At 69.7% G+C, this 24,580-nt stretch carries 24 protein-coding genes; 7 read left to right on the forward strand and 17 right to left on the reverse strand.

The window, feature by feature from the left end:
* Nucleotides 1–47: 47 nt before the first annotated feature.
* The 3 genes from cseB (at nucleotide 48) to OG245_RS19705 (ending at nucleotide 3,285) form a co-directional block, all read left to right on the forward strand.
* Entirely contained in the window at nucleotides 48–818 is a 771-nt protein-coding gene (cseB, locus tag OG245_RS19695) for a two-component system response regulator CseB (RefSeq protein ID WP_371624806.1), read from the forward strand.
* A 17-nt stretch (nucleotides 819–835) separates the two neighbouring features.
* Nucleotides 836–2,092 carry a sensor histidine kinase gene (locus tag OG245_RS19700; RefSeq protein ID WP_371624807.1) on the forward strand — a complete coding sequence of 419 codons (1,257 nt, stop codon included), beginning with the start codon at nucleotides 836–838 and terminating at the stop codon, nucleotides 2,090–2,092.
* 116 nt (nucleotides 2,093–2,208) lie between these two features.
* On the forward strand, nucleotides 2,209–3,285 hold the full coding sequence (locus OG245_RS19705) for a D-alanyl-D-alanine carboxypeptidase family protein (protein ID WP_371624808.1): 1,077 nt from the start codon (nucleotides 2,209–2,211) through the stop codon (nucleotides 3,283–3,285).
* Nucleotides 3,286–3,355: 70 nt separating this feature from the next.
* Here OG245_RS19705 and OG245_RS19710 read toward each other — a convergent pair whose 3' ends face one another.
* Nucleotides 3,356–4,498, reverse strand: coding sequence for an NADH:flavin oxidoreductase (locus OG245_RS19710; RefSeq protein WP_371627928.1), 1,143 nt, complete (start codon nucleotides 4,496–4,498; stop codon nucleotides 3,356–3,358).
* 355 nt (nucleotides 4,499–4,853) lie between these two features.
* Between OG245_RS19710 and OG245_RS19715 the strand changes: the two genes are divergently transcribed.
* The 3 genes from OG245_RS19715 (at nucleotide 4,854) to OG245_RS19725 (ending at nucleotide 7,058) form a co-directional block, all read left to right on the forward strand.
* Complete coding sequence (locus tag OG245_RS19715; RefSeq protein WP_371624809.1) at nucleotides 4,854–5,099, forward strand: DUF4287 domain-containing protein; 246 nt, start codon at nucleotides 4,854–4,856, stop codon at nucleotides 5,097–5,099.
* Between the two features lie 229 nt (nucleotides 5,100–5,328).
* Nucleotides 5,329–6,102 carry a polysaccharide deacetylase family protein gene (locus tag OG245_RS19720; RefSeq protein WP_371624810.1) on the forward strand — a complete coding sequence of 258 codons (774 nt, stop codon included), beginning with the start codon at nucleotides 5,329–5,331 and terminating at the stop codon, nucleotides 6,100–6,102.
* 473 nt (nucleotides 6,103–6,575) lie between these two features.
* On the forward strand, nucleotides 6,576–7,058 hold the full coding sequence (locus tag OG245_RS19725; protein WP_371624811.1) for a hypothetical protein: 483 nt from the start codon (nucleotides 6,576–6,578) through the stop codon (nucleotides 7,056–7,058).
* Between the two features lie 117 nt (nucleotides 7,059–7,175).
* Here the strand turns inward: OG245_RS19725 and OG245_RS19730 are convergent, their stop codons facing one another.
* The 11 genes from OG245_RS19730 to OG245_RS19780 all read right to left on the reverse strand — a co-directional run bounded on the left by OG245_RS19730 (nucleotide 7,176) and on the right by OG245_RS19780 (nucleotide 14,287).
* Nucleotides 7,176–7,940, reverse strand: coding sequence for an SDR family NAD(P)-dependent oxidoreductase (locus OG245_RS19730; protein ID WP_371624812.1), 765 nt, complete (start codon nucleotides 7,938–7,940; stop codon nucleotides 7,176–7,178).
* Between the two features lie 124 nt (nucleotides 7,941–8,064).
* Nucleotides 8,065–9,450, reverse strand: a complete 1,386-nt coding sequence (locus OG245_RS19735) for an MFS transporter (RefSeq protein ID WP_371624813.1) — start codon at nucleotides 9,448–9,450, stop codon at nucleotides 8,065–8,067.
* A gap of 145 nt (nucleotides 9,451–9,595) precedes the next feature.
* On the reverse strand, nucleotides 9,596–10,180 hold the full coding sequence (locus tag OG245_RS19740) for a TetR/AcrR family transcriptional regulator (RefSeq protein ID WP_371624814.1): 585 nt from the start codon (nucleotides 10,178–10,180) through the stop codon (nucleotides 9,596–9,598).
* A 145-nt stretch (nucleotides 10,181–10,325) separates the two neighbouring features.
* On the reverse strand, nucleotides 10,326–10,961 hold the full coding sequence (locus OG245_RS19745; protein WP_371624815.1) for a hypothetical protein: 636 nt from the start codon (nucleotides 10,959–10,961) through the stop codon (nucleotides 10,326–10,328).
* A gap of 22 nt (nucleotides 10,962–10,983) precedes the next feature.
* Nucleotides 10,984–11,196 (reverse strand): TetR family transcriptional regulator C-terminal domain-containing protein, encoded by a 213-nt coding sequence (locus OG245_RS19750; protein ID WP_371624816.1) that lies wholly within the window; start codon nucleotides 11,194–11,196, stop codon nucleotides 10,984–10,986.
* A gap of 69 nt (nucleotides 11,197–11,265) precedes the next feature.
* Nucleotides 11,266–11,469, reverse strand: a complete 204-nt coding sequence (locus OG245_RS19755; protein ID WP_371627929.1) for a DUF6193 family natural product biosynthesis protein — start codon at nucleotides 11,467–11,469, stop codon at nucleotides 11,266–11,268.
* Nucleotides 11,435–11,653 carry a DUF6193 family natural product biosynthesis protein gene (locus tag OG245_RS19760; RefSeq protein WP_371624817.1) on the reverse strand — a complete coding sequence of 73 codons (219 nt, stop codon included), beginning with the start codon at nucleotides 11,651–11,653 and terminating at the stop codon, nucleotides 11,435–11,437. The genes OG245_RS19755 and OG245_RS19760 overlap by 35 nt, the downstream gene beginning before the upstream one ends.
* 41 nt (nucleotides 11,654–11,694) lie before the next feature.
* Complete coding sequence (locus OG245_RS19765; protein WP_371624818.1) at nucleotides 11,695–12,114, reverse strand: hypothetical protein; 420 nt, start codon at nucleotides 12,112–12,114, stop codon at nucleotides 11,695–11,697.
* The gene (locus OG245_RS19770; RefSeq protein WP_371624819.1) at nucleotides 12,096–12,476 is read right to left on the reverse strand and encodes a hypothetical protein; all 381 of its coding nucleotides are present in this window, start codon (nucleotides 12,474–12,476) and stop codon (nucleotides 12,096–12,098) included. Before OG245_RS19770 ends, OG245_RS19765 begins: the two co-directional genes overlap by 19 nt.
* Before the next feature lie 22 nt (nucleotides 12,477–12,498).
* Nucleotides 12,499–13,029: a hypothetical protein gene (locus tag OG245_RS19775; protein WP_371624820.1), complete on the reverse strand. Its 531-nt coding sequence runs from the start codon at nucleotides 13,027–13,029 to the stop codon at nucleotides 12,499–12,501.
* Nucleotides 13,030–13,825: 796 nt separating this feature from the next.
* A complete protein-coding gene (locus tag OG245_RS19780; protein ID WP_371624821.1) occupies nucleotides 13,826–14,287 on the reverse strand; it encodes a hypothetical protein in 462 nt (153 codons plus the stop codon).
* Nucleotides 14,288–14,517: 230 nt separating this feature from the next.
* On the opposite strand from OG245_RS19780, the gene OG245_RS19785 reads away from it, so the two are divergent.
* On the forward strand, nucleotides 14,518–16,257 hold the full coding sequence (locus tag OG245_RS19785; RefSeq protein ID WP_371624822.1) for a GAF domain-containing SpoIIE family protein phosphatase: 1,740 nt from the start codon (nucleotides 14,518–14,520) through the stop codon (nucleotides 16,255–16,257).
* A gap of 1,159 nt (nucleotides 16,258–17,416) precedes the next feature.
* Here the strand turns inward: OG245_RS19785 and OG245_RS19790 are convergent.
* From OG245_RS19790 to OG245_RS19810, 5 genes are all read right to left on the reverse strand, one after another.
* Entirely contained in the window at nucleotides 17,417–18,205 is a 789-nt protein-coding gene (locus OG245_RS19790; RefSeq protein ID WP_371624823.1) for a hypothetical protein, read from the reverse strand.
* Nucleotides 18,199–22,185, reverse strand: a complete 3,987-nt coding sequence (locus OG245_RS19795) for an RHS repeat-associated core domain-containing protein (RefSeq protein ID WP_371624824.1) — start codon at nucleotides 22,183–22,185, stop codon at nucleotides 18,199–18,201. The genes OG245_RS19790 and OG245_RS19795 overlap by 7 nt, the downstream gene beginning before the upstream one ends.
* Nucleotides 22,182–22,430 (reverse strand): hypothetical protein, encoded by a 249-nt coding sequence (locus OG245_RS19800; RefSeq protein WP_371624825.1) that lies wholly within the window; start codon nucleotides 22,428–22,430, stop codon nucleotides 22,182–22,184. The genes OG245_RS19795 and OG245_RS19800 overlap by 4 nt, the downstream gene beginning before the upstream one ends.
* Nucleotides 22,431–22,560: 130 nt before the next feature.
* Nucleotides 22,561–23,112, reverse strand: coding sequence for a hypothetical protein (locus tag OG245_RS19805; protein ID WP_371624826.1), 552 nt, complete (start codon nucleotides 23,110–23,112; stop codon nucleotides 22,561–22,563).
* Nucleotides 23,113–24,147: 1,035 nt separating this feature from the next.
* On the reverse strand, nucleotides 24,148–24,579 hold the full coding sequence (locus OG245_RS19810; RefSeq protein WP_371624827.1) for a hypothetical protein: 432 nt from the start codon (nucleotides 24,577–24,579) through the stop codon (nucleotides 24,148–24,150).
* Between the last annotated feature and the right edge of the window lies 1 nt (nucleotide 24,580).

Below are 24,580 nucleotides of genomic sequence, written 5' to 3' on the forward strand. Positions count from 1 at the left end.
GTGACCGGGGCCCGCGCCCTCCCCCGACTACGATGCGAGCGAAACCCATGACCCTGAACACCTCGAAGACCTCGAATGCCCAGGTAGGCAGCGTGTCCGAAGCCCGGGGCCCGGCCCCCGTCAGCGTGCTCGTGGTCGAGGACGACGCCACCATCCGCCGCGCCGTCCAACTGGCCCTGGAACGCTACGGCTACCGGGTGGACGTGGCCGCCGACGGGCTCACCGGCCTGGAGGCCTTCCGGGCGGGCGCGCACGACCTGCTGATCCTCGACGTGATGCTGCCCGCGCTCGACGGCATCGGCCTCTGCCACCGTATCCGCGAGGAGAGCCCCGTCCCGGTCCTGATGATGTCCGCCCGCGGCGACGCCCTCGACGTGGTCGCGGGTCTGGAGGCGGGGGCCGACGACTACGTCGTCAAGCCCGTCGACACCGGGGTCATGGTCGCCCGGATCCGCGCGTTGCTGCGCCGCGCCACCTTCCGCCCGGACGCGGAGGGACCCGGACCGGCCGGGAAGCCCGGCCGGTCCGAACACGTCCTGGTCTTCGGAGACCTCAGCGTCGACACGCTCGGCATGGAGGTGCGCCGGGCCGGCGAGACCGTGTCGCTGACGCCGACCGAGCTGCGCCTGCTGCTGGAGTTCGCCGCCGCGCCCGGCTCGGTGCTCGACCGCCGACGGCTGCTGCGCGACGTGTGGGACTACGGCTGGGAGGGCGACACCCGGGTCGTCGACCTGTGCGTCCTGCGGCTGCGCAAGAAGATCGGCAGCGGGCGGATCGAGACCGTCCGCGGCTTCGGTTACAAACTCGTCCGCGGCTGAGCGGCCGGGCGGACGCCGTGGACTTCTTCAACCCCCGCGCCCTGCGCTGGAAGATCGCGGCACTGGCCGCCGCCGCCTGCTGCGCGGTCGCGGCCGTCGTCGGCCTCCTGGTCCACGACGCGACCCGGGAACGCGGGCTGCGCGTCGGCCACGACCGGACCCTCACCCGGCTGATCGCCGCCGAGCGGGAGTTCTCCCGTACGGGGAGGGCACCGGCCGACATCGACGTGCGGACCAGGGCCGAACTGCCTCCGCCGCTGGCGCGCGACCTCGCCGAACGCCGTCCCGAGACCGACGGCGGATACGCCACCTGGTACGACGTCGATCCGCCCAACTGGTACTGGATGTGGGGTGCCGTGGCCGTCGACGACGACCGGATCCTCGTCGTCCGGGACGACATGAGCACCGAGGTCCGGAGCCTCCAGCTCCTGGACCGCAGCATCGTGAAATCCGTCCTCGTCGCCCTCCTGTTCGTCGTCCCCCTCGCCGCCCTCGCCACCGAACCGGTCAATCGGCGGCTGCGCCACGGAGCCCGTACCGCCCGCCGTATCGCCGACGGCGACCTGGACGCGCGCATCGGCTCCGCGGGGCGGGCCCGCGACGAGATCACCGAGATGTCGGCGGCCGTCGACGACATGGCGGGCGCTCTCCAGCGCAAGCTGGAGACCGAGCGGCGGTTCACCGCAGACGTCGCGCACGAACTGCGCACCCCGCTGATGGGCCTGGTCACCGCCGCCGGGCTGCTGCCCGACGACGACGAGGCGACCGGCCTCGTACGGGACCGGCTGCGGGCCCTGAACGCGCTGGTCGAGGACCTGTTGGAGGTCTCCCGCCTCGACGCGGGCGTCGAGCGGGCCCGCCTCGACCCGGTGCCGCTGGGCGAGCTGGTCACGGACGTGGTGCGGCGTACGGGCACGGACACCCACCTCGACGCCGGGGCCGCCGAGGTGGTGGAGACCGACCCGCGCCGGGTGGAGCGGATCGTGGTCAACCTCGTGACCAACGCCCACCGGCACGGAGCGGCCCCCGTCGAGGTGACCGTCACCGGGGCGCGGATCGCCGTACGCGACCACGGACCGGGCTTCCCGCCCGACCTGCTGGAGCGGGGCCCGCAGCGCTTCCGCACCGGCGCGAGCGAACGCGGCCGGGGACACGGTCTCGGCCTGACGGTCGCCCTGGGGCAGTCCGAAGTCCTCGGAGCCCGCCTGACCTTCGCGAACGTCCCGGGCGGCGGAGCGCTCGCGACCCTCGACCTGACCCCGGGCCCGGCCTGATACGGAACCGAAACGCACTCTCGCGGGTGCGGAAACGGCGCTGTACGGGTGCGGAAGAACGGCTCCTCGAAGGTGACAGAGGTACGGGAAACCGCACCGGTCACCTGGAGGAGCCCATGCCCGACACCCCCGCCGTTCCCGACACCCCCGCCGTGCCTGCTCTCGCTCCTGGCCCCGCCCCGGAGGCCGGGAGCGGCTTCCGCGCCCGCTTCGGCCCCCGTATACGTGCCCGCTTCCGACCCCGCCGCTCGGTCCTCGTACCGCTGACCGCCGCCGTGGTGCTCGTGGCCGGTACGGGCGGCTGGTACGCGGCCGGCGGCGACAGGTCCACGGTCGGGCCGGCCCCCGCCGCCGGGCCGGGGGAGAAGGTGGCGCCGCTCGCCAGGTCGATGCACCTGCCCTGGCCGCGTGAGGGCCAGGCGAGCGTGGCGGTCGAGGGGATCGGCAGCCTCGGCACCCGGGGCGAGCAGAAGCCGGTCCCGATCGCCAGCGTCACCAAGATCATGACGGCCTACGTCATCCTGAAGGGCCACCCGATGCGGGCCGGCGCCCCCGGCGCGACGGTGGTCGCCGACCGGCGGGCGGCCGACGAGTCGTACTCCTCCGTCGAGACGACCGCCCCGGTGGCCGCCGGGCGGGAGTACACCCAACGGCGGCTGCTGGAACTGATGATGGTCCCGTCGGGCAACAACGTGGCCCGTTTGCTGGCCCGTTGGGACGCGGGAGACGAGAAGGCGTTCGTCGCGAAGATGAACCGGGCCGCCGCCGGACTCGGTATGCGCGCCACCACGTACACCGGGGTGAGCGGCATGGAGGCGAGTACGCGGAGCACGGCGGACGACCAACTGCGGCTGGCCCGGGCCGCCATGAAGGACCCGGCCTTCCGGCGGATCGTGGCGACCGCCTCCGTCACGGCCCCGGGCGCCGGGGTGACCTTCCGCAACACCAACAAGCTGCTCGGGCGCGACGGGGTCATCGGCCTGAAGACCGGCTCCTCCACCCCGGCCGGCGGCAACCTCGTCTGGGCCACCACGCAGGAGGTCGCCGGAGTCTCCCGCCTGGTCCTCGGGGTCGTCCTGCACCAGCGCGCCGGCACCACCCCCGCCGAGGGCAGCGCCGCCGCCCACGAGGCCAGCCGCGCCCTGATCACCGCGATCCGCGCAGGCCTCCCGGCGGCGGCGAAGAGGGCGTAGGCGCCGGCTCGCCAGCTCGGTGGCGCGGCGGCGCGGTGGCCCGGCGGCGCGCAGCTCGGCGGCGCGCGGGTCAGTGCAGGGTCGTCAGCATCTCCGCGGTGAACGGGGTGATGTCCGCGGTGCGCCCGTGCAGGGTCTTCGCCGCCCACTCGGGGTCGGAGATCAGCGCCCGTCCGACGGCGACCATGTCGAACTCGTCGCGCTCCAGGCGGTCCAGCAGCTGCTCGATGCCGGTGACCTTGGAATCGTTGCCCTGGAAGGCGCTGAAGAAGTCGTCGTCCAGGCCGACCGAGCCGACGGTGAGGGTCGGCCTGCCGCTGAGCTTCCTCACCCATCCTGCCAGGTTCAGGTCGGAGCCCTCGAACTCCGGCAGCCAGTAGCGGCGGGTGGACGCGTGGAAGACGTCGACACCGGCCTCGGCCAGCGGCGTGAGCAGGTCGTCCAGCTCCTGGGGGGTCCGGGCGAGCTTCGCGTCGTAGGCGTCCGCCTTCCACTGCGACATGCGGAAGAAGAGAGGGAAGGCGTCGGAGACGGCGGCGCGGCAGGCCGCGACGATCTCGGCCGCGAAACGGGTCCGCGAGACCAGGTCGCCACCGTAGGCGTCGGTACGCCGGTTGCTGCCGGACCACAGGAACTGGTCGATCAAGTAGCCGTGGGCGCCGTGCAGTTCGATGCCGTCGAAGCCGATGCGCTCGGCGGTGGCCGCCGCGTCGGCGAAGGCGGCGATGACGTCGTCGAGGTCCTGCTGCGTCATGGCGCGCCCCTTGGGCTCGCCGCTCAGGGACAGGCCCGAGGGGCCGACCGGCTCGGCGTCCGGAACGGGCCCGGCGCCCTCGGTCCGGGTGACGCCCACGTGCCACAACTGCGGGATGATCGCGCCGCCCGCGCGGTGCACGGAGTCCGCCACGTCGGCCCAGCCCGCGAGCGCCTCCTCGCCGTGGAAGCGCGGGACGCGGTCGCTGGTCCCGGCGGACGCGTGGTCGACGTAGGTGCCCTCGGTGATGATCAGCCCGACGTCACCTGCGGCCCGCCGGGTGTAGTAGTCGGCCACGTCCCGCCCCGGAACGCCGTTCGGGGAGAACTGCCGGGTCATGGGCGCCATCGCGATCCGGTTCCGGCTGGTGAGTCCGCGGACGGTGAACGGGCGGGAGAGGGCGTCGGCCGCGCGGGCTGCGGACGCCTCGGCGCTCGTGGGGGCTGCCGCGCCTGTCACGTCGGTGGCCAGGCCGTTGGACACGTCCCTCGTCACATCGCTCGTCACATCGCTCGTCACATCGTTCTTCACGTCGGTCGTCACGTCTGTCACGTCGGTTTCCTGTCGATTAGCCGGGGTGTCCACCCGGCCCCAACGCGCTCCCGCCGCGTGGGCATCCCGGCGCCGGCCCCGATCCGGGTAAAGCCTGAGCAAAGAACGGAGTCGGCCTCCGGTGTCCGGTCGCCGGAGGCGCGGCGCACGGGGGCGGAGATGTGACCTGAACCACTGCCGTGTGCCGATGACTTCACCGTCCACTCCCGGTCATATCTCCGACGCCTTCCGGACGGGGAGGGCACTACAGACGGGACACGTCATGACCGACGCCGTGAAGGGCCCTGCCAGCTACTTCCCCTCGATCGAGAAGAAGTACGGCCGCCCGGTCTCCGAGTGGAAGGGCCTCATCCGCACCTCCCCGCTGACCAAGCACATGGAGTTGGTCGCCTGGCTCAAGTCCGAGCACGGACTGGGCCACGGCCACGCCAACGCCCTGGTCGCGCACACCCTCGCCGAGGGCGACCGGCCCGGGGGCGACGCCACGGAACCGGCCTCCGCCCGCTGACCCGGTACGGCCCGCCGCCCGGGTCTCTCCACGGCCCGGGTCTCTCCACGGCCCCGGTCTCTCCATGGCCTCCGGTCTCTCCGCGGCCCTCGTTCTCTCCACGGGCCTCGTTTGTCGCCGGCTCCCTCCAGCTGTGTCCGCGATCGGTAACCGAGGCAGCCCACCGGAACGTTCGCCTGTCTGGATGGGTGCACGGCATCGGTGAAGACGGCAAAAGGGGCGGGCGGACATGGGCAAGCACAAGGGAAGGGCATGGCACAGCCGGCTCCTCGCGGCGGCGCTCGGCGTGACGGCGCTGGCCGCCGCCACCTCGGTGTGGACCGCCCAGGCCGACACCACCGGGGGGCGTCCGGCGGTGAGCGTCGCCTCGCCGGACGAGCGCGACCGGCCCGTGGACAAGGTGGCGGTGGACATCGCCCACGCCTCGGACCGCGGGGCCCGGGGCGTCAACATCACCATCGACGACGGACCGGACCCGGTCTGGACACCGCAGGTGCTGCGCCTGCTGAAGGACGAAGGCGTGAAGGCCACGTTCTGCATGGTGGGCACCCAGGCCCGGGCCTACCCGGACCTGGTCAAGCAGGTCGTGGCGGACGGCCACCGGCTGTGCAACCACACCGTCTCGCACGACACCGCCATGGACACCAAGCCCGAGGCCTACCAGTCCCAGCAGATCCTGGACGCCGAACGCATGATCACCAAGGCGTCCGGCGGCGTCCGCTCCCAGTACTACCGGGCCCCGGGCGGCGCGTTCACCCCGTACAGCAGGCAGCTCGCCGCGTCCCACGGGATGCGGCCGCTGGGCTGGAACGTCGATACCAAGGACTTCGAGCACCCCGGCGCGGACACCATGGTCGCCACCGTCAAGCGCGAGGTCTCCAACGGCCCGACCGTCCTCTTCCACGACGCGGGCGGGGAGCGCTCGCAGACGTTGGCCGCGCTGCGCGAGGTGCTGCCCTGGCTGAAGGAGCAGGGCTACTCCTTCGGATACCCCGTGCGCTGAGCGAAGCCCGTGCGGTGGGGGAATCCGCATGCGCTGAGCGAAGCCCCGTGCGGTGGGGGAGGCTCCGTTCACCGGTCGGCAGCGCGCCGTCCGGGCCGCGCCCGCCGGTCCTCGAAACGTGCCGCGTCCCCTGGAGCCGAGGAGGCCGACCGGCCGGCCCGGTCGGCTCAGCACCGCCAGGAGCAACTTCCCTTTCCGCGCGCTCAGTTCCAGCTGTACGCCCGCCCGCCATGCGATCAGCGGGCCCATCACGCCGAAGTCCACCGCTGACCCGCGCCTTCGACGGTCACTGCACCGACCACCACCGGCCGCGACCGGTCCCATGAAGCCGCCCGATGGAGCCGCCCGGCGGAGCTTCCGGGCGGTACGGGTGCGGCGGTCGTGAGGGGTGGAGTGTGGGGCTGATGCCCGCCCAGACGTGCCCGCCAGTAGAGTTCGATGCTTGTTCGATTCGATGCGAGGTGGGGGGACGGATGGTGGGCGCACAACTGAGAGACATCGCGCAGGAGTTGGCGACGCTGTTGTGGCGGGAGCACACCGTGTACCGGGAGCGGTCCGGGGGGATGGTCATCCGGGGCGAGCACGTGCGGCGGTGGATCAGCCTCGCTCCGGCGGGCGGCCGGGACGAGATCCTCGTACGCGCGGGGCGCATCCTGGACGGCGGCACCACCGCACCGGCGCGTTCGGAGGCCGTGGTGCCCCTCTCCGCCGGTACGGGCGTGCTCGCCGCGGCCTGCCGGCGCCTGCTGGCCGACGCGGCCGCCGACGCCTCGCGGCCCGCTCCGGACGGGGAGGACACCGGACGGCCCCGGCGGTCCGGGAAGTCCCGCACGTCCCGCAGGTCCCAGCGGCGGAACGGCAGGGGGAGGCACACCGGGTTCAGCTCCTGGGTGATCCTCGTGTGCGTGGCCGGCGTGATCGCTCTGTTCGCGTACACCTCCGCGATGCACGGCTGACGCACGCGGGCGTCCGGGCACCCTGGGGCGTCCAGGCATAACGCGCCCGGACGTCGAGGCACCCGGACACCCGGCCGGCCGGTCCCGGTGCGCCCGCCGCACGCTCCGGGACCGCGGTCAGGCGGAGGCGCCGCCGTCGATGACCAGGTCGCTGCCGACCACCGAAGCGGCGTCCGGCGAGGCCAGATACAGCACGGCGGTCGCGACCTCGGCGGTGGAGGAGACCCGCCCCAGCGGCGACTCGTCCTTCATCCGGGCGGCGCGGCCGGCTTCGGTCTCGCCCGGATGCAGCGACATGGTGGTGGCGGTCGCGCCGGGGCTGACGGCGTTGACGCGTATCCCGTCGGCGATGTGGTCCAGGGCGGCGGCCCGGGTCAGGGCGGCGACGGCCGCCTTGGTGGCGAGGTAGCCGGCCGCGCCCGGGATACGGGTGTGCGCGCCGAGGTTGGAGGCGATGTTGACGATCGCGCCGCCGGTGGGCTGGTCGCGCATCCGGGCGATCTCGGCCTGGAGGCTGAGGAAGACCCCGGTGACGTTGATGTCGAGCTGGGTGCGCCAGTCCTCCTCGGGGAGGTCGGTGACGGTGGTGCCGCCGCGGAAGACGCCCGCGTTGTTGACGGCGACGTCGAGGCTCCCGAAGTGTTCGACGGTGCGGCGGACCAGCACCCTGACGTCCTCGGAGCGGGTCACGTCCGCGGGGATCGCGACCGCCGAGCCGCCCTCCTTCCGGATGAGGGCGACCGTCTCGTCGAGCGGTGCGGCGGTACGTCCGGCCACGACCACCGAGGCCCCTTCGGCGGCGAAGGCGAGCGCGACGGCCCGGCCGATGCCGGATCCCGCTCCCGTGACGAGAACGGCTTTGTCGGTGAAGCGTGCGGGCATGGCGATGACTCCCTTTGACGGTACGAGATATGAGACGTGCGGTACGAGGTGTCGGAGTGTTCGGCTGAGGGGCGAGGCGCTCGCGCGGCCACGGGGCGGCCGGAGGGCAGCCTGCTCGTTCGGGCTACTCGGTACGGAGGCTGATGAACGCGGCGACGGCGAGGAGGACCGCCGTCGCCGCGAGTGAGGTGCTGTCGGAACCGAGCGTGAGCAGGGCGGCGAGGACGAAGGTCGGGCCCAGCTCCATCGCGGTGTTCATGACGCCGCCCGCGAGCCCGGTCCGTCGCGGCTCCACCCCGTCCGTCGCGAGGACGGAGGCCGCCGCGAAGCCGGCGGCAGCGCCGGCCGGCAGCAGGAGCAGACCGGGGAGGAGCCCGTAGGCGTAGGGGTGGTGCGGCGCCAGGCCCGTGAGCGCGATGAGCGCGAGGCCCGCCGAGGCCACCGCCAGCCCGGCGGCGGTCACGGCGGGCGCCCCGTACCGGGCGATGAGCGGGCCCGCCGTACGGCCGGAGACGAGCAGCGCCACCGCGAAGGGGACGAAGCCGGCGGAGGTCGCCAGCGCCGACCAGCCGCGGTCCTGCTGGAGGTGGAGCGAGAGCAGGGTGAACGTGGTGGCGGTCCCGGCGGCCGTCAGCCCGATGGCGGCGAGCCCGAGGGCCCGGCGACGGTCGCGGAGGAATCCGAGGGGCAGCAGCGGGTCGCGCAGCCGGCGCTCGACGACCAGGAAGGCCGTGAACAGTGCGGCCCCGGCGATGAGCGGAACGAGGACGGCCGCCGATCCCCAGGGGCGGGCCTCGGTGAGGACGAGGCCGTAGCTGGCCAGGGTGATCCCGGCGGTCGAGAGCAGCGCGCCCGGCAGGTCCAGGGAACGGCCCGCACCGGCCGGGGTCGCCGGCAGCAGCCGCGGCGCGAGGACGAGGGCGAGGGCGGCCACCACGACCGGTACGGCCAGGGCGAGGCGCCAGGACGCGAGCGCCGAGATGACCCCGGAGATCAGGTGCCCCGCTGTGGCGCCGATGACCGAGAGCCCGCCCCAGGTGGCCATCGCCCGCCCGTACGCCTCGGGTCGGGGGAAGGACGCGCGCAGTACGGCCATGGCGGCGGGCGCGGCGAGGGCGGCGCCGGCGCCCTGCGCGAAGCGGGCGGCGAGCAGGGTCCCCGCGCCCGGGGCGAGCAGGGCGGCGAGGGACGCGGCGGTGAAGACGAACAGCCCGGCGGTGAGGGCGCGACGCCCGCCGAAACGGTCCGCGACGCGACCGCCGAAGAGGAGGAGCCCGGAGAAGGCCAGGCCGTAGGCGGAGCTGAGGAGGATCAGGTCGCTCCGGTCGAGCGAGAACGCGTCGCCTATCCGGGGCAGCGGCACGACGAGCGAGGTGAGCGTGAAGACCAGCGACATCTGGACGACGCCGAGCAGGATGAAGGCGGGTCCGGGGGCAGGTCCGGGGGCGTGCCCGGGTGCTGCCGAGGCGGCTCTTTCGGTCGTGGTGCTCCAGCTCTGCTGGCCGGCCATTTCTCCCCCGATATTTGACTGAACGTTCTGTTATGAAGTCATGCAGACACCCCTCCGTGGGAGGTGCTGTTCGGCGGTGCGGTGCGGTGCGGTGCCGTGCGGTGCTGCGCGTGCTGCTCAGAGGTGTCGTTCGCGGCGGTGCTGTTCAGTCGAGCAGGCTCAATGCCTGCTCGGCGGCGTCCCGCACGCGGCCGGGTTCCTTCGTCGCCTTGCCGACGACCCGCAGGCCCTGCATCAGCACCAGGAGCATCCGTGCGAGTGCCTGCGGATCACGGTCCGCGGGCAGCTCGCCCTGCGCCTGGGCCCGGGTCAGCGCCGAGTGCAGCAGCGTCTCGATGTGGTCCCAGCTCGCCTCGACCCGGCGGGCCGCCGCCGGGTCGTGCGGGCCCAGTTCGGCGGCTGTGTTGGTGATGAAACAGCCTCTGGCGCGCAGGTCGTCGGCGTTCGCCTCGGCCGCGAACCGCCGCACCGCCGTCCGCACGGCGGGCAGTGCGGAGCCCGGCTGGGAGAGTTCGCGCAGCAGGTCCGAGTCGCTGTTCTCGCTGTAGCGGTCCAGCGCCTTCAGGTACAGCTCGTGCTTGTTGCCGAAGGTGGCGTAGATGCTGGCGCGTCCAATGCCGAGGTGCTCGACGAGGTCCGCCATCGAGGTCGCCTCGTAGCCGCGCTGCCAGAACAGCTGGAGCGCTGACTGGAGTGCGGCTTCCGGGTCGAATTCCTTGGTTCTGGCCACGGTTGAACTCTAGGCGATAGTGAAACGATCGGTCAAGTATCACTGCGGCGGCGGCGGCGGCGGATGGTCGGGCGATGCGTGGCGGGGCGGTGGGTGGCCGGGCCCAGGGCGCCCGCCCGCCGCCGGAATGGGGCCGGTAGCCGCTTCAGTGCGTGGCGTTGCGCTCCGCCGACCACACGCCGGAGCGGTGGACCGTGGGGCCGTCGACGCGGACCGCGCCCGCCACATGGGCGGCCCAGAGCAGATCCTGGCACCCGAAGAAGGATTCCCCCCAGCTGTCCACCCAGATGTGGACGCGGGACGGTCCGACCTGTGTGGCGTCCCACCAGGCCCAGCCCCGGGAGTCCTCGTCGGGCCCGAAGCGGTGGAGCCAGTCCCGCAGTTCCCACGGCCGGCCGCCCCCGGTGTGCTCCACGTACCGGCCCCGCCCGGCCCGTGCGAACTGCGGGGCCCGTTCCTCGCCCCCGGAACTCGCCGCGATGAACCAGTCCGGCACGCCGTGGACCGGCAGGCTCTCCTGCTCGGACTCCGCGCGGCCGCCGATGCGTACGGCTGCGGACAGCACCGACCGCAGACGCTGTTCGTACGCCGCGCCGTCCCCGGACACGTCGACGGCGAAGAGGGAGAGAACGGGCGGCGCGGCACCGGCCCCCGCATGCGTACCGGCATCGGCGCCCGCATGCGTACCAGCACCGGCACCCGCACCGGCTCCGCCTCCTGCGCTCGGGCGGTCCCGGAGCAGCCGGAGTTCGGCGGACAGGCTCTCACGGGTGTGCATCATGTGAGGCTCTTCCCTCCTTGGGCTACTCGTACTGGCGGCAACGCCCCGGAAAGACGGCCTGGACGCGTGCGGTGACGAGGGTGAGGGCGGCGCGGGAGGCGGCGGCGTCGGGGTCGGATCCGAGTTGCAGGGCCAGACCCTCCGTCAGGGAGTGGAGTTCAAGGGCGGCGAGGGCCTGATCGGTATCGTCCGGGACCTCGCCGGAGCAACTCCCCCTCCTTCGGAGGGCGGGCACCGGCCCCCAGGGGCAGACCGGCCAGGAGCCGAGGCCCCCGCATGCGGGGTTCGCGGGAGTGTTCCATGATCACAGGTCGTCAGAGGCTCCGTCGATCGCGGGCCCGCAGCCGTCCGGAAGACGGGCGGCGACCAACTCGTAGGCCGCCTCCACCGAGTCGACCTCGCCGAGAAGGGTTCTGTCCGACTCCCGGCGCACGCGGTAGCCGCCTTCGGCCAGCGGATAGACCGTACCGACGTCATGTGTCCGCGGCCACCGGGTGCACCGGCTCAGATACCAGGACGCCGTGGCTCACCAGGGGGTGGAGGCACCGCAAGGGCGGGTGGGCGCAGGCGGTTCGGGGCACAGCCGGATCGATGAGATCGGGCCCGTAGGACAGCACAGCGGACCACGCCGCAGCCACGATCTCAGCAGCGCTCAGGGAGCGCACCGCGCTCTCCTCGTCCACGTGGGTCACTCCGATGCTGTCGGCCTCTCCGGACGGTGCCGCACCCGGCCCTACTGCGGCGCCTCGGCCGCGACCCGGTCCTCATGCAGTGCGAGAAGTTCAAGAAGGTCATTGGCGATCATGACCTGCGCGAGGCGACCGGCGACGGCCACGACCTGGGGCCAACTGCCGGCGCGCAGGTATTCCACGTCGGTCTCGCCCGGCGCCTCCGTCCCGGCGGTGTCGAGCGCGGCGCCGAGCTGCCGCATGAGCGCGACCTCTTCTTCGGTGCGCAGGCCGATGCCGAGGTACCGCTCCGGGTGTTCGGCATCGCAGAAGTCGTCGAAGAGGACATGGAAGATATGGTCCAGGTTCTCGAACGTGGACGGATCGAGCCACACATCCCGCTGCCAGGGCGGATTGGCCAGTGCCAGCACCGCCGGTACGAGCTGGATACGAACACGCGCCGTAATCAGCCTGTCATCGTCCACCTGCGGATTCTAGCGCGCACGCGCTCAACCGTGGCCTTACGAGAGCTGAACTCCCGCTCTGAGCTGGGGACTTCTCCGATGGTCGGTCCTGTGCGCCGTAGATCTTCTGTGATCACGGGGCCGTACGAGACGCATAGGTCATCGACGATGGGACCGTGCGACTTCCCAACGGGCTTCGTGAAGAACCTGCCCAGGTCTTCGCGGTTCTCCACCCAGTAATCACCGCACCCGTTGAGAAACTCCGGGTCCTCGGCGAGGAGGATCACGTAGCTGGGCGGATCGTCGGGAAGTTCGTCGATCCTGACGAACTTTCCACGTTCGTCTCCTGCCGCAATTCTGCCGACGTCATCGATCTCGACCATCTTGCGCTCTCCAGGGATGCCCTCAGCACTGCGGTGACGACCACGCCGAACAGTCCTCCACGGAGATCTCCGCGACAGCCGAGTACGTGACGGCCTCAAGATCCGCGATGTAGGGGCGTACGTCGGGAAGCGGAGTGCAGAAGGTGATGTTCGAGGTGAGGAGGCCCTCATCCGTGTCGGCGAAGGACAGGGAGACGTACGCCCTCACTTCGGTGTCGCCGAATTCCTCCTGCGCCTTCCGGAGGCAGGCGCACACGTACGCCAGGCACCTCCGGACGAGGAGTGGCGTGCGTTCGTGCGGTGCGGCAGGGAGGTCGTAGTCGGTCATTCCTCTCCCGTTGACCGTTGTCTCCTCAGCGAGCCGGTCGACGTAGGCGCCAGGCGTCTCCGAACGGAGACCGGTCAGCACGCGCCCCCCGGATGCGGTGACGGACCATCCCTGCCCGGCGACTTCACGGAACAGGGGAGGGGCGTCCTGGTCATTCAGCTCGCCGACGTCCGTCGCCCACAGGATTTCCCGCATCCGACCATTGCTTCGCATCGCTGTCCCCACTCACTCGTTCCCGTAGTCCTCGATCAGCCGCGAAACGAACCACGTACCTCCCGCGCGCGGGCCCACCCCGGACGGCGTTCGCGCTCACGGAGCCGGTGACGGGGGTGTCGTGGGCTCCGGGACGCGTCAGACGATGCGGACCTGTTCGTCGATGGGGAGTACGTAGACGTGGGAGTACGTAGACGTGGATGACGTCGGCTTCGATACTGCCGTGTTCTTCGGGCTCCTCGCCGGTACAGCTCGGGCATCCATCGCACGCGACGAGTTCACTCTCCTGGCCTTCGTCGGCCTGCCGGGTGGAGGCGAAGCACGCAGCCACCCACATGAGCTCGGTTCGGTCCAGGCCCAGTTCCTCGGCGGTCCACAGATCAATGTTCGGGTTATCGAGGCAGTCCGAGGACTCCGGCAGCGGAAGCTCGGACCGCATCAGCGACTCCAGAGTGACCCAAGCAGGCTCCCATTCCCGGGTACTGAGCAGCAGCGTCGCCACCGCGTCGCCCGGCCGCTTCCAGAAGATCAGGTCATCGTCGTCACCGTTGACGAAGTGCAGAACGTGATCCGCGGGTCTGCTGGGCAAGGATGGGGCACCAAGGCAGCGGTGCGGCGGACCCTGGCGGGGGGTGTGCTCGGTGGTGGTCCGGCGGGTCAGAGTCAGAGCCGGATGGATGCGGACTGTGTGCCGCGGAATTGGATCATGTCGGACCCCGCGAGTCGGCCTGAGCCAATCGAGAGGCCCCAGGCAGTCCGATCGACGTCCGGCGGCCCTGTTGGGATCGCCGCTCCTCACGCGGGCCCCCTACAGGCCAAGGGAGATGACGTCCAGAGCGGCGAGCGGCCCCGCCAGACCGATGGCGACCAGGGCCGCGGCCATGACGAGGGACAGCAGGCAGACACAGCCGGCGAAGACCAGAGTTCCCGTGGTGCGGCGGCCGATCTGGGCCGTGTCCCAATCTGGGGCGGGATCGTGGAGGATCTCCACTCGCTCACCGGACGTGTAGTCGTCGGTGAGGCGGCGGGTGCGCCCCGCGGCATCGGTGAACTCATAGGTTCGGGCGTACACCCGGCGCCCCTCGACGAGGACGCCGCGGGTGCGCAGCCGCCACGCCTCCCGGCCCATCTCCCCTCCCGCGCGCACCCCGTGGCCGACCGGCACCGCGATGGAGCCGACCAGCCAGCATCCCAGCGCGACGTACCACTCGCGCGCGCCGAGCAGGCCGGTCGTCAGCATCAGCGCGGCCGCCAGCAGGTAAAACCCCACAGACAGCCGAAGCACCGTACGGCTCCGGCCCCGCGACGGCTTTTCCGGCGGAGCCGGTGGGGCCGCCACGCCAGCCTCGGCAGGCGTCGCGTCCGATGTCATGCGGGCAGTCTAGAGCTCGATTCAAACGACAGGCCCTAGCTGGGGCATCATGGTTTTTCCTTTTATATTTGGATAATGCGCTCAACAGAGGTCACGTCTTCCCCCGCCAGGTCGACGGAGGCCGCAGGATGAAGGACTCCGGGAGGCTGGAGGCGCTGCGGCTGGCGGGGCTGACCGCGGCGGCCGACCCCGGCATGGACCGCTTCGCCCGGTTGGTCACGCGCGTTCTGCGCGTTCCGGTGTCCCTGGTCTCGCTGCTGGAGGCCGACCGGCAGGTGTTTCCCGGGATGGTCGGGTTGTCCGGGGTCTGGGCGGCCCGGCGCGAAACCCCCTTGAGCCACTCCTTCTGCCAGCACGTCGTCGCGGACGGCAAGCCGCTGATCCTCAGCGACACCCGGTCGTCTTCCCGCACCTGCGACAGCCTCGCCATCCCCGACCTTCAGGTGGTCGCGTACGCCGGTATGCCCCTTACCGACGCGGACGGGCATGTCCTCGGATCGCTCTGCGCCATCGATCACGAGCCTCGCGAGTGGACGGCGGACGAGATGCGCGATCTTGAGGATCTGACCGCGGCCTGCTCGATGGAGCTGAGGCTGAGGATCGCCTCGGAGCTGATCCAGCGGGACCGCGACCACGCCGGCCTCCTTCTGCGCGCGGCCATCGAGCTCGCCCACGCCCGCGATCTCACAGATCTGACCCGGCGCCTGCGCCACCTGTTCCAGGGGCCGGCCGAGCCCACGTTCGTGGGCCTGCTCCTGGCGGACGGCGGAAAGCTGTGGCGCGTGATCGACCCGGAGGACGTACGGCCGGTGGAGAGCGCCATCGACCATCTGGGGTGGGACGCCTCCTTCCCCAGCGCCCTGGCCATGCGCGAGCAACGCGCCGTCTTCGTACCGGACCGCCCCACGCTCCTGCGCGGCTTCGGGCCTGAGGCCGTCGCCGGGTACGACTCGCTGGGTCTGGAGTCCGTGATGTGCGTTCCTCTGCCGGACCGGCGCGGTGTCCTGACGTGGTGCTGGTCCCGCCCCCATGTGCTGGCGCCGACAGAGGAGGCCGTCCTCACCACGGTGGCGGGGTACGTGAGCCAGGCGGTGGAGCGCACTCGTTTCGTGGCCAACCGGCTGAGCACCGCGGAGCAGCTGCAGGCCGCGATGCTCACCGAGCTGCCGGACGTGCCGGGCCTGGACATGGCGGCCCTGTACCTGCCGGCCGCCGACCAGGACATGGTCGGCGGCGACTGGTACGACGCGTATCCGCTGCCGACGGTGCCGCCCGCGAACCGGACCGCCCTGATGGTCTCGATCGGCGATGTCATCGGGCACGACGTCCAGGCCGCCACAGTGATGGGCCAGATCCGCAGCATGCTCCGACAGGCGAGCCTCGACGACCCGGCCCACTCTCCCTCCGCCGCCCTCGACGCGATCGACCGGGCCATCGGCACCCTGCCCCTGGGTCTGGGTGCCACAGCGGTCCACGCCCGCCTCGACCTCGACGACGGTCGGTGGCGGCTGACGTGGTCCAACGCCGGACACCCGCCGCCGCTGCTGCACACCCCGGAAGGAGGCGTCTTGTCCCTGGGCGACCACGATCTGCTCCTCCTCGGCACGTCGGAGGGCGACCCGCCCCGCCACGACCACACGCGCGACCTCCCGCCGGGCAGCGTGCTCCTCCTCTACACCGACGGCCTGGTCGAACGCCGCGACGCGGACATCGACGTCGGCACCGCCCGCACGACTGCCGTGCTCGCCCGCCACTACGGCAAACCCCTGCCCCTCCTCCTGGAAGCCCTCTCCGAGGGCCTGGCGGACATCCCGCAACGGGACGACGTGGCGGTACTCGCCGTCCGGGTCACCCGGACGGAGCTATGACGGAACGCCGGCTCCTGATAAGCGCGGACCTCACGCGCCGTTACCCGTGCCACAGCCATCCGCAGCTGGAAACGTCGGCTGCCGCGACTCTCTGCGCCACGGCTCCGGCCATGGCATTCGGGACCGCGGGCGTGACAGCGTCGGCGCCCTCAGGGAAGCCGAAAGCCGTCCAGCGGCAGCGTCGAGAGCTTCCTGCTCGGAGAGCCCTGGGGTCGGGCACCATCAGCCGTGAGGGCGACAACACCCTCGTGCAGCTCCACCGTGTGGCCGACAGCACCGGACCGGGCGAGGCACACGGGCCCGGTACCCGGACACACCCCGGCTCCGTACGGGCGGACATTCATGATCGACAACCACTGGACAGCCGGTCACGCGCTCGCAGGCGCCCATTGAGTCGGGGATCAACTCACGGCCGAATTCGAGGTCATGATGTGCGCGATCCTCTCCGACCTCGAGTGCGTACCGAGCGTGCCTAAGGGCTGTCCCGTGATCCCTGGCGGGCGCGCGACGACAGCTACGGCACCTCGCCGCGTTATCGGAACATCCCCATACATCCAGTATGCGGACGCCCCTCCGCCTTGCGATGCACCGCATCTGACGCCGCACGCTGATCCACCAGGGATTAGGGACAGCCCTTAGCCGGGCCCGGCGCTGGGCGCCCGAGACGGCAGAAGTCGCCGATACGCTCCGATCACCTGAGCCGTAGCCTCCGGAGACGGCGGAGGCTACGGCTCAGGTGATCGCTTTCTGGGAGCAAGATAAGAGCCAGTGCGACTTTCCGGTCAGAGATGTCCTCGCTCAGTTCCGGTCAGGGGAGAGCATGTAGACGAGTCCAGACAACAAACAAGGCCCGGGTCGATGACCTGGGCCTCAGTCGTGGAGCGGGTGAAGAGAATCGAACTCCCGCTTTAAGCTTGGGAATCAGCGGTTCTTGGGCCGCTGGAATGGGTCTGACCTGCGTTTCCTCGTGAGGAAGCTTGGACTGTCATGGTCTCTGGAGGCTGTACCTGACCGCTGTTGTCCGCTCTGCTGGGCACGGATGGGGCACGACCTGAATGGATCGGACGCCACGTCCGGAGGCGCCCGGCTCTCGCCCGCGAGGAGCCGACCCCGGCACCAGCCTCCATGGTGGCCGGTCCCCAGAGGTCTCTCACGCTGGTCATTCCGCTTTTCTTAGCAGTTCGATGACGGCGTTCTTCAGTTCGTCATCCGACAAATCTTCCGGCTCCTTGAACTGCGGGTCGATGGAGTAGTCCTCCAGCAGCGAGAAGACACGATCGAGAAGAGTCTCCAACGGATCGCGGACCCGCTCGCCCTGCTGCTGCGAACGACGACGTGCGTCCAGCCAACCGACGGCGAATTCCGCCCCCGTGCAGCGCCCGGCTGCTACATCTCTCATAAGTGCCAGCTGCTGGCCCGTGGCGGTGGCCTCAGGAACGTCCCTCGGGTACTTCCAGGCGATGTGTCCGGGAGGAAACGATCGAGCGGTCGACTCCAGGGCGGGCCATTTCCGTGCTGCTGCCCGAGCGTAACGGGCGAAGCGAGCACGCGCCTGGTCCACTCCCTCCGGCGCCGCTCCCGCGAGGAACGCCGACGTGCCGGCGACCAAGGCGTAGCCCGGCCCGGGAAAGAGGACCGCGCCCTCCAGGTTCGCAGCGACGAGCAGAAGATCCGCAGGCAGCGAGACAAGGCCCGGATCGGCCGGCGGCAGGCTGTCCGCAGGGGCGATTGCCCCGGCGGAGGGGTGAATCACCAGGACGGCGTCGGCTCCTGCAGTCCGGCATCCCTCGGTGATACGCCTGACGAGAGAGTCGTCCGTGCGGCTGCCTGCCGGCACCGGGGCGATCTTCTTCTCTCCTGCCGCGAGCCATTGTCCGCTGAAGGCGCCCTGCCTGTCGAGAACAGTCATGGCGCTTTCAGTTCCGCCCTCGTTCGACTCAATCACCATAGGAACCCTTTATCGATGATGCTCTGAAATTGCTTGTCGCCCAGTTTATAGCCCGACCAGAATTTTCCGGTGTCCGCGTGCAGCATGACCATCTTCTGAGTGGTCGGGTCAATGAAGCCGATCGCTTGCCCTTGGCCTCTGTAGTCGAATCGGTAAATCTTCGTGTCATCCGCTTTTATGTGAGCCCGCATACTATCTTCGAACCTTTGGAGATTCGCTTTTTTAAGATTACCCGGCTCGTCCAAGAAATCTCCCGCATGGGCGTGGAATTTCTTGCTCATCACACTCTGGCTGGAGAAGTCGGCTTTTTCTTCCCACCCTCCTCGGGGGCAGGGTCCGAGCCCCAGCGGATCGGACCAGGTGTGGGGGTTGTGGACGTAGGTACGGGGGTTGGGCGCGGGCGAAAGACCGAGAGGGTCGGCTGTGAGGTAGCGCGCGGTCTGCGGATCGTAGTGCCGATGGTGGTTGTAGTGCAGGCCGCTCTCCGGGTCGTAGTACTGGCCGGGAAAGCGGAGCGGCGTGTACGTCGTGCTGTCCCTCGGCCATGTCGTGCTGCCCCAGAGAGCCACGCGGGACTGCCACCCCACGTTCCCGGTCTCATCGATGAGTTCGGTGGGGGTGCCGATCAGGTCGGTGGCGATCGCGAAGAATCGCTCGTCGATCACGTCCTGTCGCGTGGTCGAGCACAGGATGCGTTCGGTCTGGGCGATCGGGCGAATACCGTCGTGATCCCAGGTGAGTGTGATTGGACGAGGAAGCTCCGAAGACAACGTGGTCTGCTCGCAGAGCGTGGTGCCATCCCAGGAGAAACGGACCTCCTCGCCCATGGGGTCACCCGTGTCGGACAGCCGGACTTTGCTTGTGCGGCGGCCAAGAGGGTCATAGCGGTAGCGCCACGTGATGCCGTCCGGGGTGGTCACCGCCGTCAGACGGTCCTCAACATCCCACGTGTACTGCCAGGTGTCGGGCTTGCGGGACACCCGTGCCTTCCGGCGGGCGGTGACCCGGCCCAGAGCATCGTGCTCGAAGCGGATCGCGCCGGCCCGAATGATCTCCGTGCCGGTATAGGAACGAGGCCCCGTAGCCTCCTGGCCGGGATGGGAGGCAGTCCAGGACGCCGAAGTCTGATTTCCGTCGGCATCGTAGGCGTAGCTCTCGGCCCATTGGTCCGCCGTAACGGACACGACCCGGCCGACAGCGTCCAGGGTGAAGCGCGACATGCCGCGCAGTGTGTCGTCGACCGCTGTGAGCCGGTCGTCGGCGTCGTAGGTGTAGGACCGGCGGCTCACTGTGTCTTTGCCACGGAAGATGTGCTGTGCGACCAGCCTGCCGGCGCCGTCCCAGGCCGAGTTGAAGGTCAGCTCGGGCCCGAAAGCGCGCGTCAGTTCGCGGCCCGCCAGGTCGTGGGTGAATGCGATGGTCCGGTTGCCGCTGATCAGCTCGGCGAGCCGGTCGGAGGCGTCATAGGCGTACCTGGTGCGCTGACCGGTGGGTGTCATGCGCTGGGTCCGGCGGCCCAGCGCATCGTAGGTATAGGTGATGGCTCGGCCGTCGGCCATCTCTGCTTTCACACGACCGATTCGGTTGTACTGATAGAGCAGTTCGCCTTCCGACCCCACAGCATGGAGCAGACGCCCCGCTCGGTCGTACGAGAAGGTCGTCACCGCGCCGGCCGCGTCCTTGCGGGTAACTCGGCCGCACGCGTCACGCTCGTACGTGATGGACTCACCCAGCAAGTTGGTGCGCGTGACTACCTGTCCGGCAGCGTCCGACTCGTAGGTGAGCGTGCGGCCGTCGAAGTCCGTCTCCGAAACGAGCCGCCCCGCAGGGTCGCGTGTGTACGACCACACCGAGCCCAGCGTGTTCCGCACCTGCGTGAGGTTGAGTTCGCCATCGTGCTGGAACTCGAAACTCGCTCCTCCAGGTGACCTGCTCGCCGAGAGGAGATCGAAGTGCGTGTACTCGAAGTGGGATTCCCGTCCGAGCGCGTCGACGTGACGCGTACAGTTCCCTTCGCCGTCGTAGGTCCAGGACTCCTTGGAACCGTCAGAGGTGGTGCGACTGGCCAGCTGTCCGTCGGCTGACCATTCCAGGACAGTGGTCGCACCCAGTGCGTCGGTTATCCGGACAGGGCGACCCAGGAGGTCCCGCTGGTAACGGGTGGTGGCACCGACGGCGTCCGTGACCGCCACGGGCTGCCCTGACGCATCGCACCGTATCGAGGTGACCGCTCCGAGCGGGTTGGTCATCCCGGTCAGGAAACCGGCAGCGTCGTAGCTGTAGCGCGTTGTGTGGCCCATGGGATCGGTGACGGCGGTCCGATTACCGAGGTCGTCGAACTCCTGCAGCCAACGAGCACCATCTTGAGCCGTGTAGTGAGTTGGCAGGCTGAGCCGGTCGAAGGCGATGTGCTCCTCACTGCCATCGGGGTGGAGGACCGCAGTCTGTCTCCCCTCCTCGTCGTACTGGTGAGTTGTGGCGCGACCGAGTGGGTCGGTGAGCGTGAGCAGCCGTCCGCGGGCGTCGTGGGTGAAGCGAGTGGTATGGCCGAGCGGGTCCGTCGTGGAGAGGATGCGGCTGCCTCTGCCGACGAGAAAGCGGGTGGTGTGACCGCGCGCGGTCGTCAAAGAGGTCGTGCGGTGGCCGGTCGCCGTGTCCGGATCGGTGTAAGCGAGGGTCATCTGCAGGTGTCCGCCCTCGCCTCCCTGTGCGATCACGCGGTCGTTGTTGTCGTAGGTGTAGTCGTAGCGGTGGTTGTTGGAGTCGATCCAGGCGGTGATCCGCCCCCGATCGTCGTAGATGAAGGTGAGTGTGGCGCCGGACGGTTTCGTGACGGTGGTGAGATCGCCGCCTCTGTAGCCGTAGGACCTGATGGGGATCGCTGCCCCGGTCTCATCTCTCACACTCAGTACGGTGATCACTGTTCCGGTGCTGGTGAGCGACAGGCGGTACCCAGCGGAGTGGACGAGTTCCTGCGGTGTGCCGTCGGCGGTGCGATCGATGCTGATGACGTTGTTGTTGCGGTCACCGATCTGGACGAGCCAGGCGGTTGCGTCCTGGCCGGGTTCTGTTCCGTGAGGCGCGGCGAAGTACTTGGTCAGTCGGGTGTCGGGGTCGGTGAGGGTGTAGTCGCCGGTTTCATCACGGCTCAGGGAATTCCGTGAGGTGCCGGATTCCGGGCGGGTGGGCAATCCGGGCAGGGGGTGGGGGTAGGTGATGAGCAGTCCGTCGTCGGTGACGTGAATGACGCCGTTGGCATCGATCTCCAGGCGCTCGTCGACGGTTGAGGACCAGGAGGGTCCGAAGAACCGGCCGGCGCTGTAACCGGACTCGAAGCGACGTGTGAACGCCAGGGGCAGTACGCCGGGGAGCCTCACGTCGGTCTGAGGAAGGAACATGCGACCGGAGGCGAGGTCAACCGGGTCAGTGCCTCCGCTGGTGCGCTCGCTGTCGGGCCGGTTATGGGTACCTTCGGGTGAGCGGTTCTCCAGCCTCCGGGCGTCGGAGGCGACGTCGGCGGCCTCCTTCAACACCCGGGCGCCCTTGACGCCGGCCCCGGCGCCGCCGGTGGCAACCGTGAGGGCGGCGTCGGGCAGGAGCCGGCCGAAGCCTTCTGCAGGGTCCTTCATGAAGTCGTCGAGCATCTGTTTGCCGGTGCCCCAGGGGTCGTTGGCGACCCGGACGAGTCCGGCGGCGGTGTTGTTGAGCGCGAGCCCGTATTCGGCGGGGTGGGTGATGTTGTACAGATCCATGGGATTGACGCTGCGCGCGAAGGTCAGAATGCCTGCCGCGCCCTTGACGACGCCGCCCGCGAGGTGGGTCTTGACCACCTGGTACTCGGCGAGCCCGTCCATGGCCTGCTCGGCGTACCGCGGCTTCTGAGGGGCGGTGTCCCGCGCTGCCGTCACCGCCTTGCGCGCGGTCTCGCAGGCGGAGAGCCCTTCCGAGCCCAGGACGACGGTCGCGATGCGCTCGCTCACGCGGCGTCCGCGCCTTTGGAAGAGCCGGCGGAGCCGAAGATCCTCGCGCGGGCTTCGGCGAGCTCCTCGTTGCTGAAGCCTCCGTGCTCTTCCTCGTGGTGGCGGAGGTCGTCGCCCAGGAGCTGGTGCCGGATCTGGCGGGCTACGGCTTCCGCCACGTAGCCGGAGACGTTGTCCGTGAGCTTGCGTAGTTCCGCCACCTGGTCGCTGGGGAGCGTGACGGTGATGCGAGTCGTTGAGGACATGCGGTAAGCATGCTGGAGTATGCGTGCAGGCTTGGGTTTGCGGCACCGATCCTTCTGGTCAAGGTTTCGCGACCGGAGGGTGCGGTTTCCGGCGCCGGGAGTGCGAGCCCGCCGACCACGCGCGTATCGGTCAGAAGGGCGGTTCGAGATAGCTGGGGCCATCACCGTGCGGCTCCCAGTCCCAGGACTCCTCCAGGAAAGGCTCGGAGGCGGGGGCGTCGTGGCCCCACGCTTCGAGCGCCTTTCGGGCAACACGCCGGTTGGGGGCGTCGCTGCTGGTGTCCAGGATGGCGCGCGCGTGCACGGCGAGGTGATCTCGGTGCTCGGCGAGCGCGGGGTGCTCGCCGAGGATGAGCGCGGCGATGACGGCGGCTTCGCGCACGTCCTCGTGGCTGTCTCGGAGGAAGGGCGAGACGGCCTGGTAGAGCATCGGGCGCAGGTCCCGGAAGGACGCCACGACGGTGCCGGGGGCCAGGAAGCCAGGGGAGTACTGCTCCGTCCGGCTCGCAACCTCGTCGGAGGCGTCGTAAGCCGTTGAAACCAACCAGTTCAACAGTGCCGCGCGGATGGGGACGTTGCGATACGGCCGGGGGGTCGCAGCCGCCGGGTGGGTGAGGGTGCCGGCGACATACATGGCGACGGGAGCAGTGGCTTCGTAGATGGTGTTCTGGTGGCCGACCATCTCACCTAGCTCTGACAGAGCGTGGACCTGGGCCCTGGGGTCGGGCGTCAACAGCTGTCCGAGGACCTCGGGAAGGTCCTGACCGTTCCCAAAAGGCGTCTCGAGAGAACCCCAATCAGTCTCCGACAGGACTACCTGGTACAGCGGCAAGTCAGGCCCGCGGGGTGCTCCGGCGTTGGAACGGCTGTGGTTCACAGGAAGAACCTAGACCAGACGCCGGATGCAATTCACATAGTCTACGGCGGTGCGGACGGACCTCTTGGCCCCCAGGAACAGGCTGAACTGTGTCGAAAGGGCATCGGTCTGAACAATCTCACCGTCTGTGCCAGGCAGACTGCGGAGCTGACCACGGGTAGGCGGGCTGAAGGGGCCACCACGTCAGAAGCGGGCATGCGGTTCGTCGTCCTGCTGCCTTTGTCGTCTGGAGCGGCAGCGCGAGGTTGAGGCCGGCCTCGACCAGCCCGTGTGGGCCCGGCGTGAAGCGGCGGACGACCAGGCGTGTGGCGCAGATAGGTACGAGGTACGGACTGGTCCAGACAACAAAAAACCCCCGGCCGCTGGCCTGGGGCTTTTTCATGGAGCGGGTGACGAGAATCGAACTCGCGCTCTGAGCTTGGGAATCAGCGGTGCTCGAACGCCGTATTGGCTCTGACCTGTGTGTTTGGTCGAGACGTGCGAGGTTGGCATGGCCTCCCACGTACCGCACGCGACCGCTGCTGTCCGCTCCGCTGGGCACGGATGGGGCATGACCGGGAAGCGTGGGCACCAGCACCGGAGACGCCCGGCTCTCGGCCGCTGGGAGCCGAATCCGCCGCTGGCCTTTACGGCATCACGACGGCTGGCCCTCGGAGCAGTGGGATGCCGCGCATTGACGCAGCTCTGCGTCGTCGCCCACATGCTGATGCCGCATCTGCGCGGGCTACGGATTTTGCCGCATAGCCGGAGACGTTGCCTGTGAGCTTGCGCGCCTCCGCAGCCTGATCGCTGGAACATGTGACGGTGAGGCGGGTCCTTGAGGATATCGGTCAGAGGACTTCAGCTCGGCGCATCGGAGAAGGGGTGGGTAGTTTCTCCCCAAGTGAATGTGAACTGGCCTTCCGAAACCTCATACCTGACGGTAGCGCCTGAACTTCCGATATCAAATCGCTCATGAAGCCACCCGTCCATGGCCAATGCCGCCGCCTCGGACTGATAATCACTCAAGGGGTAATCGAGTGAAGATGCGTGAATGAAGATTCCGTCGGGCAGGAGTTCGCTCAGGGCGGGAGCGTTAATGGAAACCCCGAACGCCAGCCAGGCGGCGTCTTTCCAGTGCAGGCCGGATGCGGGTAGGCCGAGCCAGACTTTTTTATAGATCTGCATGCTGTGCGGTGGGATCCCGCCTTCAAGTGTGGCGGCTTCTGCCCGTAGGTTGACCGCGATCCCACCTGCTGGACCTCGGAAGCGGAACTTGAATACTTCGGTCATG

The sequence above is a fragment of the Streptomyces sp. NBC_01116 genome (assembly GCF_041435495.1).
Taxonomy (GTDB): Bacteria; Actinomycetota; Actinomycetes; order Streptomycetales; family Streptomycetaceae; genus Streptomyces.

What these genes read in the sequence shown, in the direction of transcription:
- cseB (WP_371624806.1), top strand. Translation starts at nt 48, where the DNA reads ATGACCCTGAACACCTCGAAGACCTCGAATGCCCAGGTAGGCAGCGTG.
- OG245_RS19705 (WP_371624808.1), top strand. Translation starts at nt 2,209, where the DNA reads ATGCCCGACACCCCCGCCGTTCCCGACACCCCCGCCGTGCCTGCTCTC.
- OG245_RS19715 (WP_371624809.1), top strand. Translation starts at nt 4,854, where the DNA reads ATGACCGACGCCGTGAAGGGCCCTGCCAGCTACTTCCCCTCGATCGAG.
- OG245_RS19720 (WP_371624810.1), top strand. Translation starts at nt 5,329, where the DNA reads ATGGGCAAGCACAAGGGAAGGGCATGGCACAGCCGGCTCCTCGCGGCG.
- OG245_RS19725 (WP_371624811.1), top strand. Translation starts at nt 6,576, where the DNA reads ATGGTGGGCGCACAACTGAGAGACATCGCGCAGGAGTTGGCGACGCTG.
- OG245_RS19730 (WP_371624812.1), bottom strand. Translation starts at nt 7,940, where the DNA reads ATGCCCGCACGCTTCACCGACAAAGCCGTTCTCGTCACGGGAGCGGGA.
- OG245_RS19735 (WP_371624813.1), bottom strand. Translation starts at nt 9,450, where the DNA reads ATGGCCGGCCAGCAGAGCTGGAGCACCACGACCGAAAGAGCCGCCTCG.
- OG245_RS19745 (WP_371624815.1), bottom strand. Translation starts at nt 10,961, where the DNA reads ATGATGCACACCCGTGAGAGCCTGTCCGCCGAACTCCGGCTGCTCCGG.
- OG245_RS19770 (WP_371624819.1), bottom strand. Translation starts at nt 12,476, where the DNA reads ATGGTCGAGATCGATGACGTCGGCAGAATTGCGGCAGGAGACGAACGT.
- OG245_RS19785 (WP_371624822.1), top strand. Translation starts at nt 14,518, where the DNA reads ATGAAGGACTCCGGGAGGCTGGAGGCGCTGCGGCTGGCGGGGCTGACC.
- OG245_RS19790 (WP_371624823.1), bottom strand. Translation starts at nt 18,205, where the DNA reads ATGGTGATTGAGTCGAACGAGGGCGGAACTGAAAGCGCCATGACTGTT.
- OG245_RS19800 (WP_371624825.1), bottom strand. Translation starts at nt 22,430, where the DNA reads ATGTCCTCAACGACTCGCATCACCGTCACGCTCCCCAGCGACCAGGTG.
- OG245_RS19805 (WP_371624826.1), bottom strand. Translation starts at nt 23,112, where the DNA reads ATGGTCGGCCACCAGAACACCATCTACGAAGCCACTGCTCCCGTCGCC.
- OG245_RS19810 (WP_371624827.1), bottom strand. Translation starts at nt 24,579, where the DNA reads ATGACCGAAGTATTCAAGTTCCGCTTCCGAGGTCCAGCAGGTGGGATC.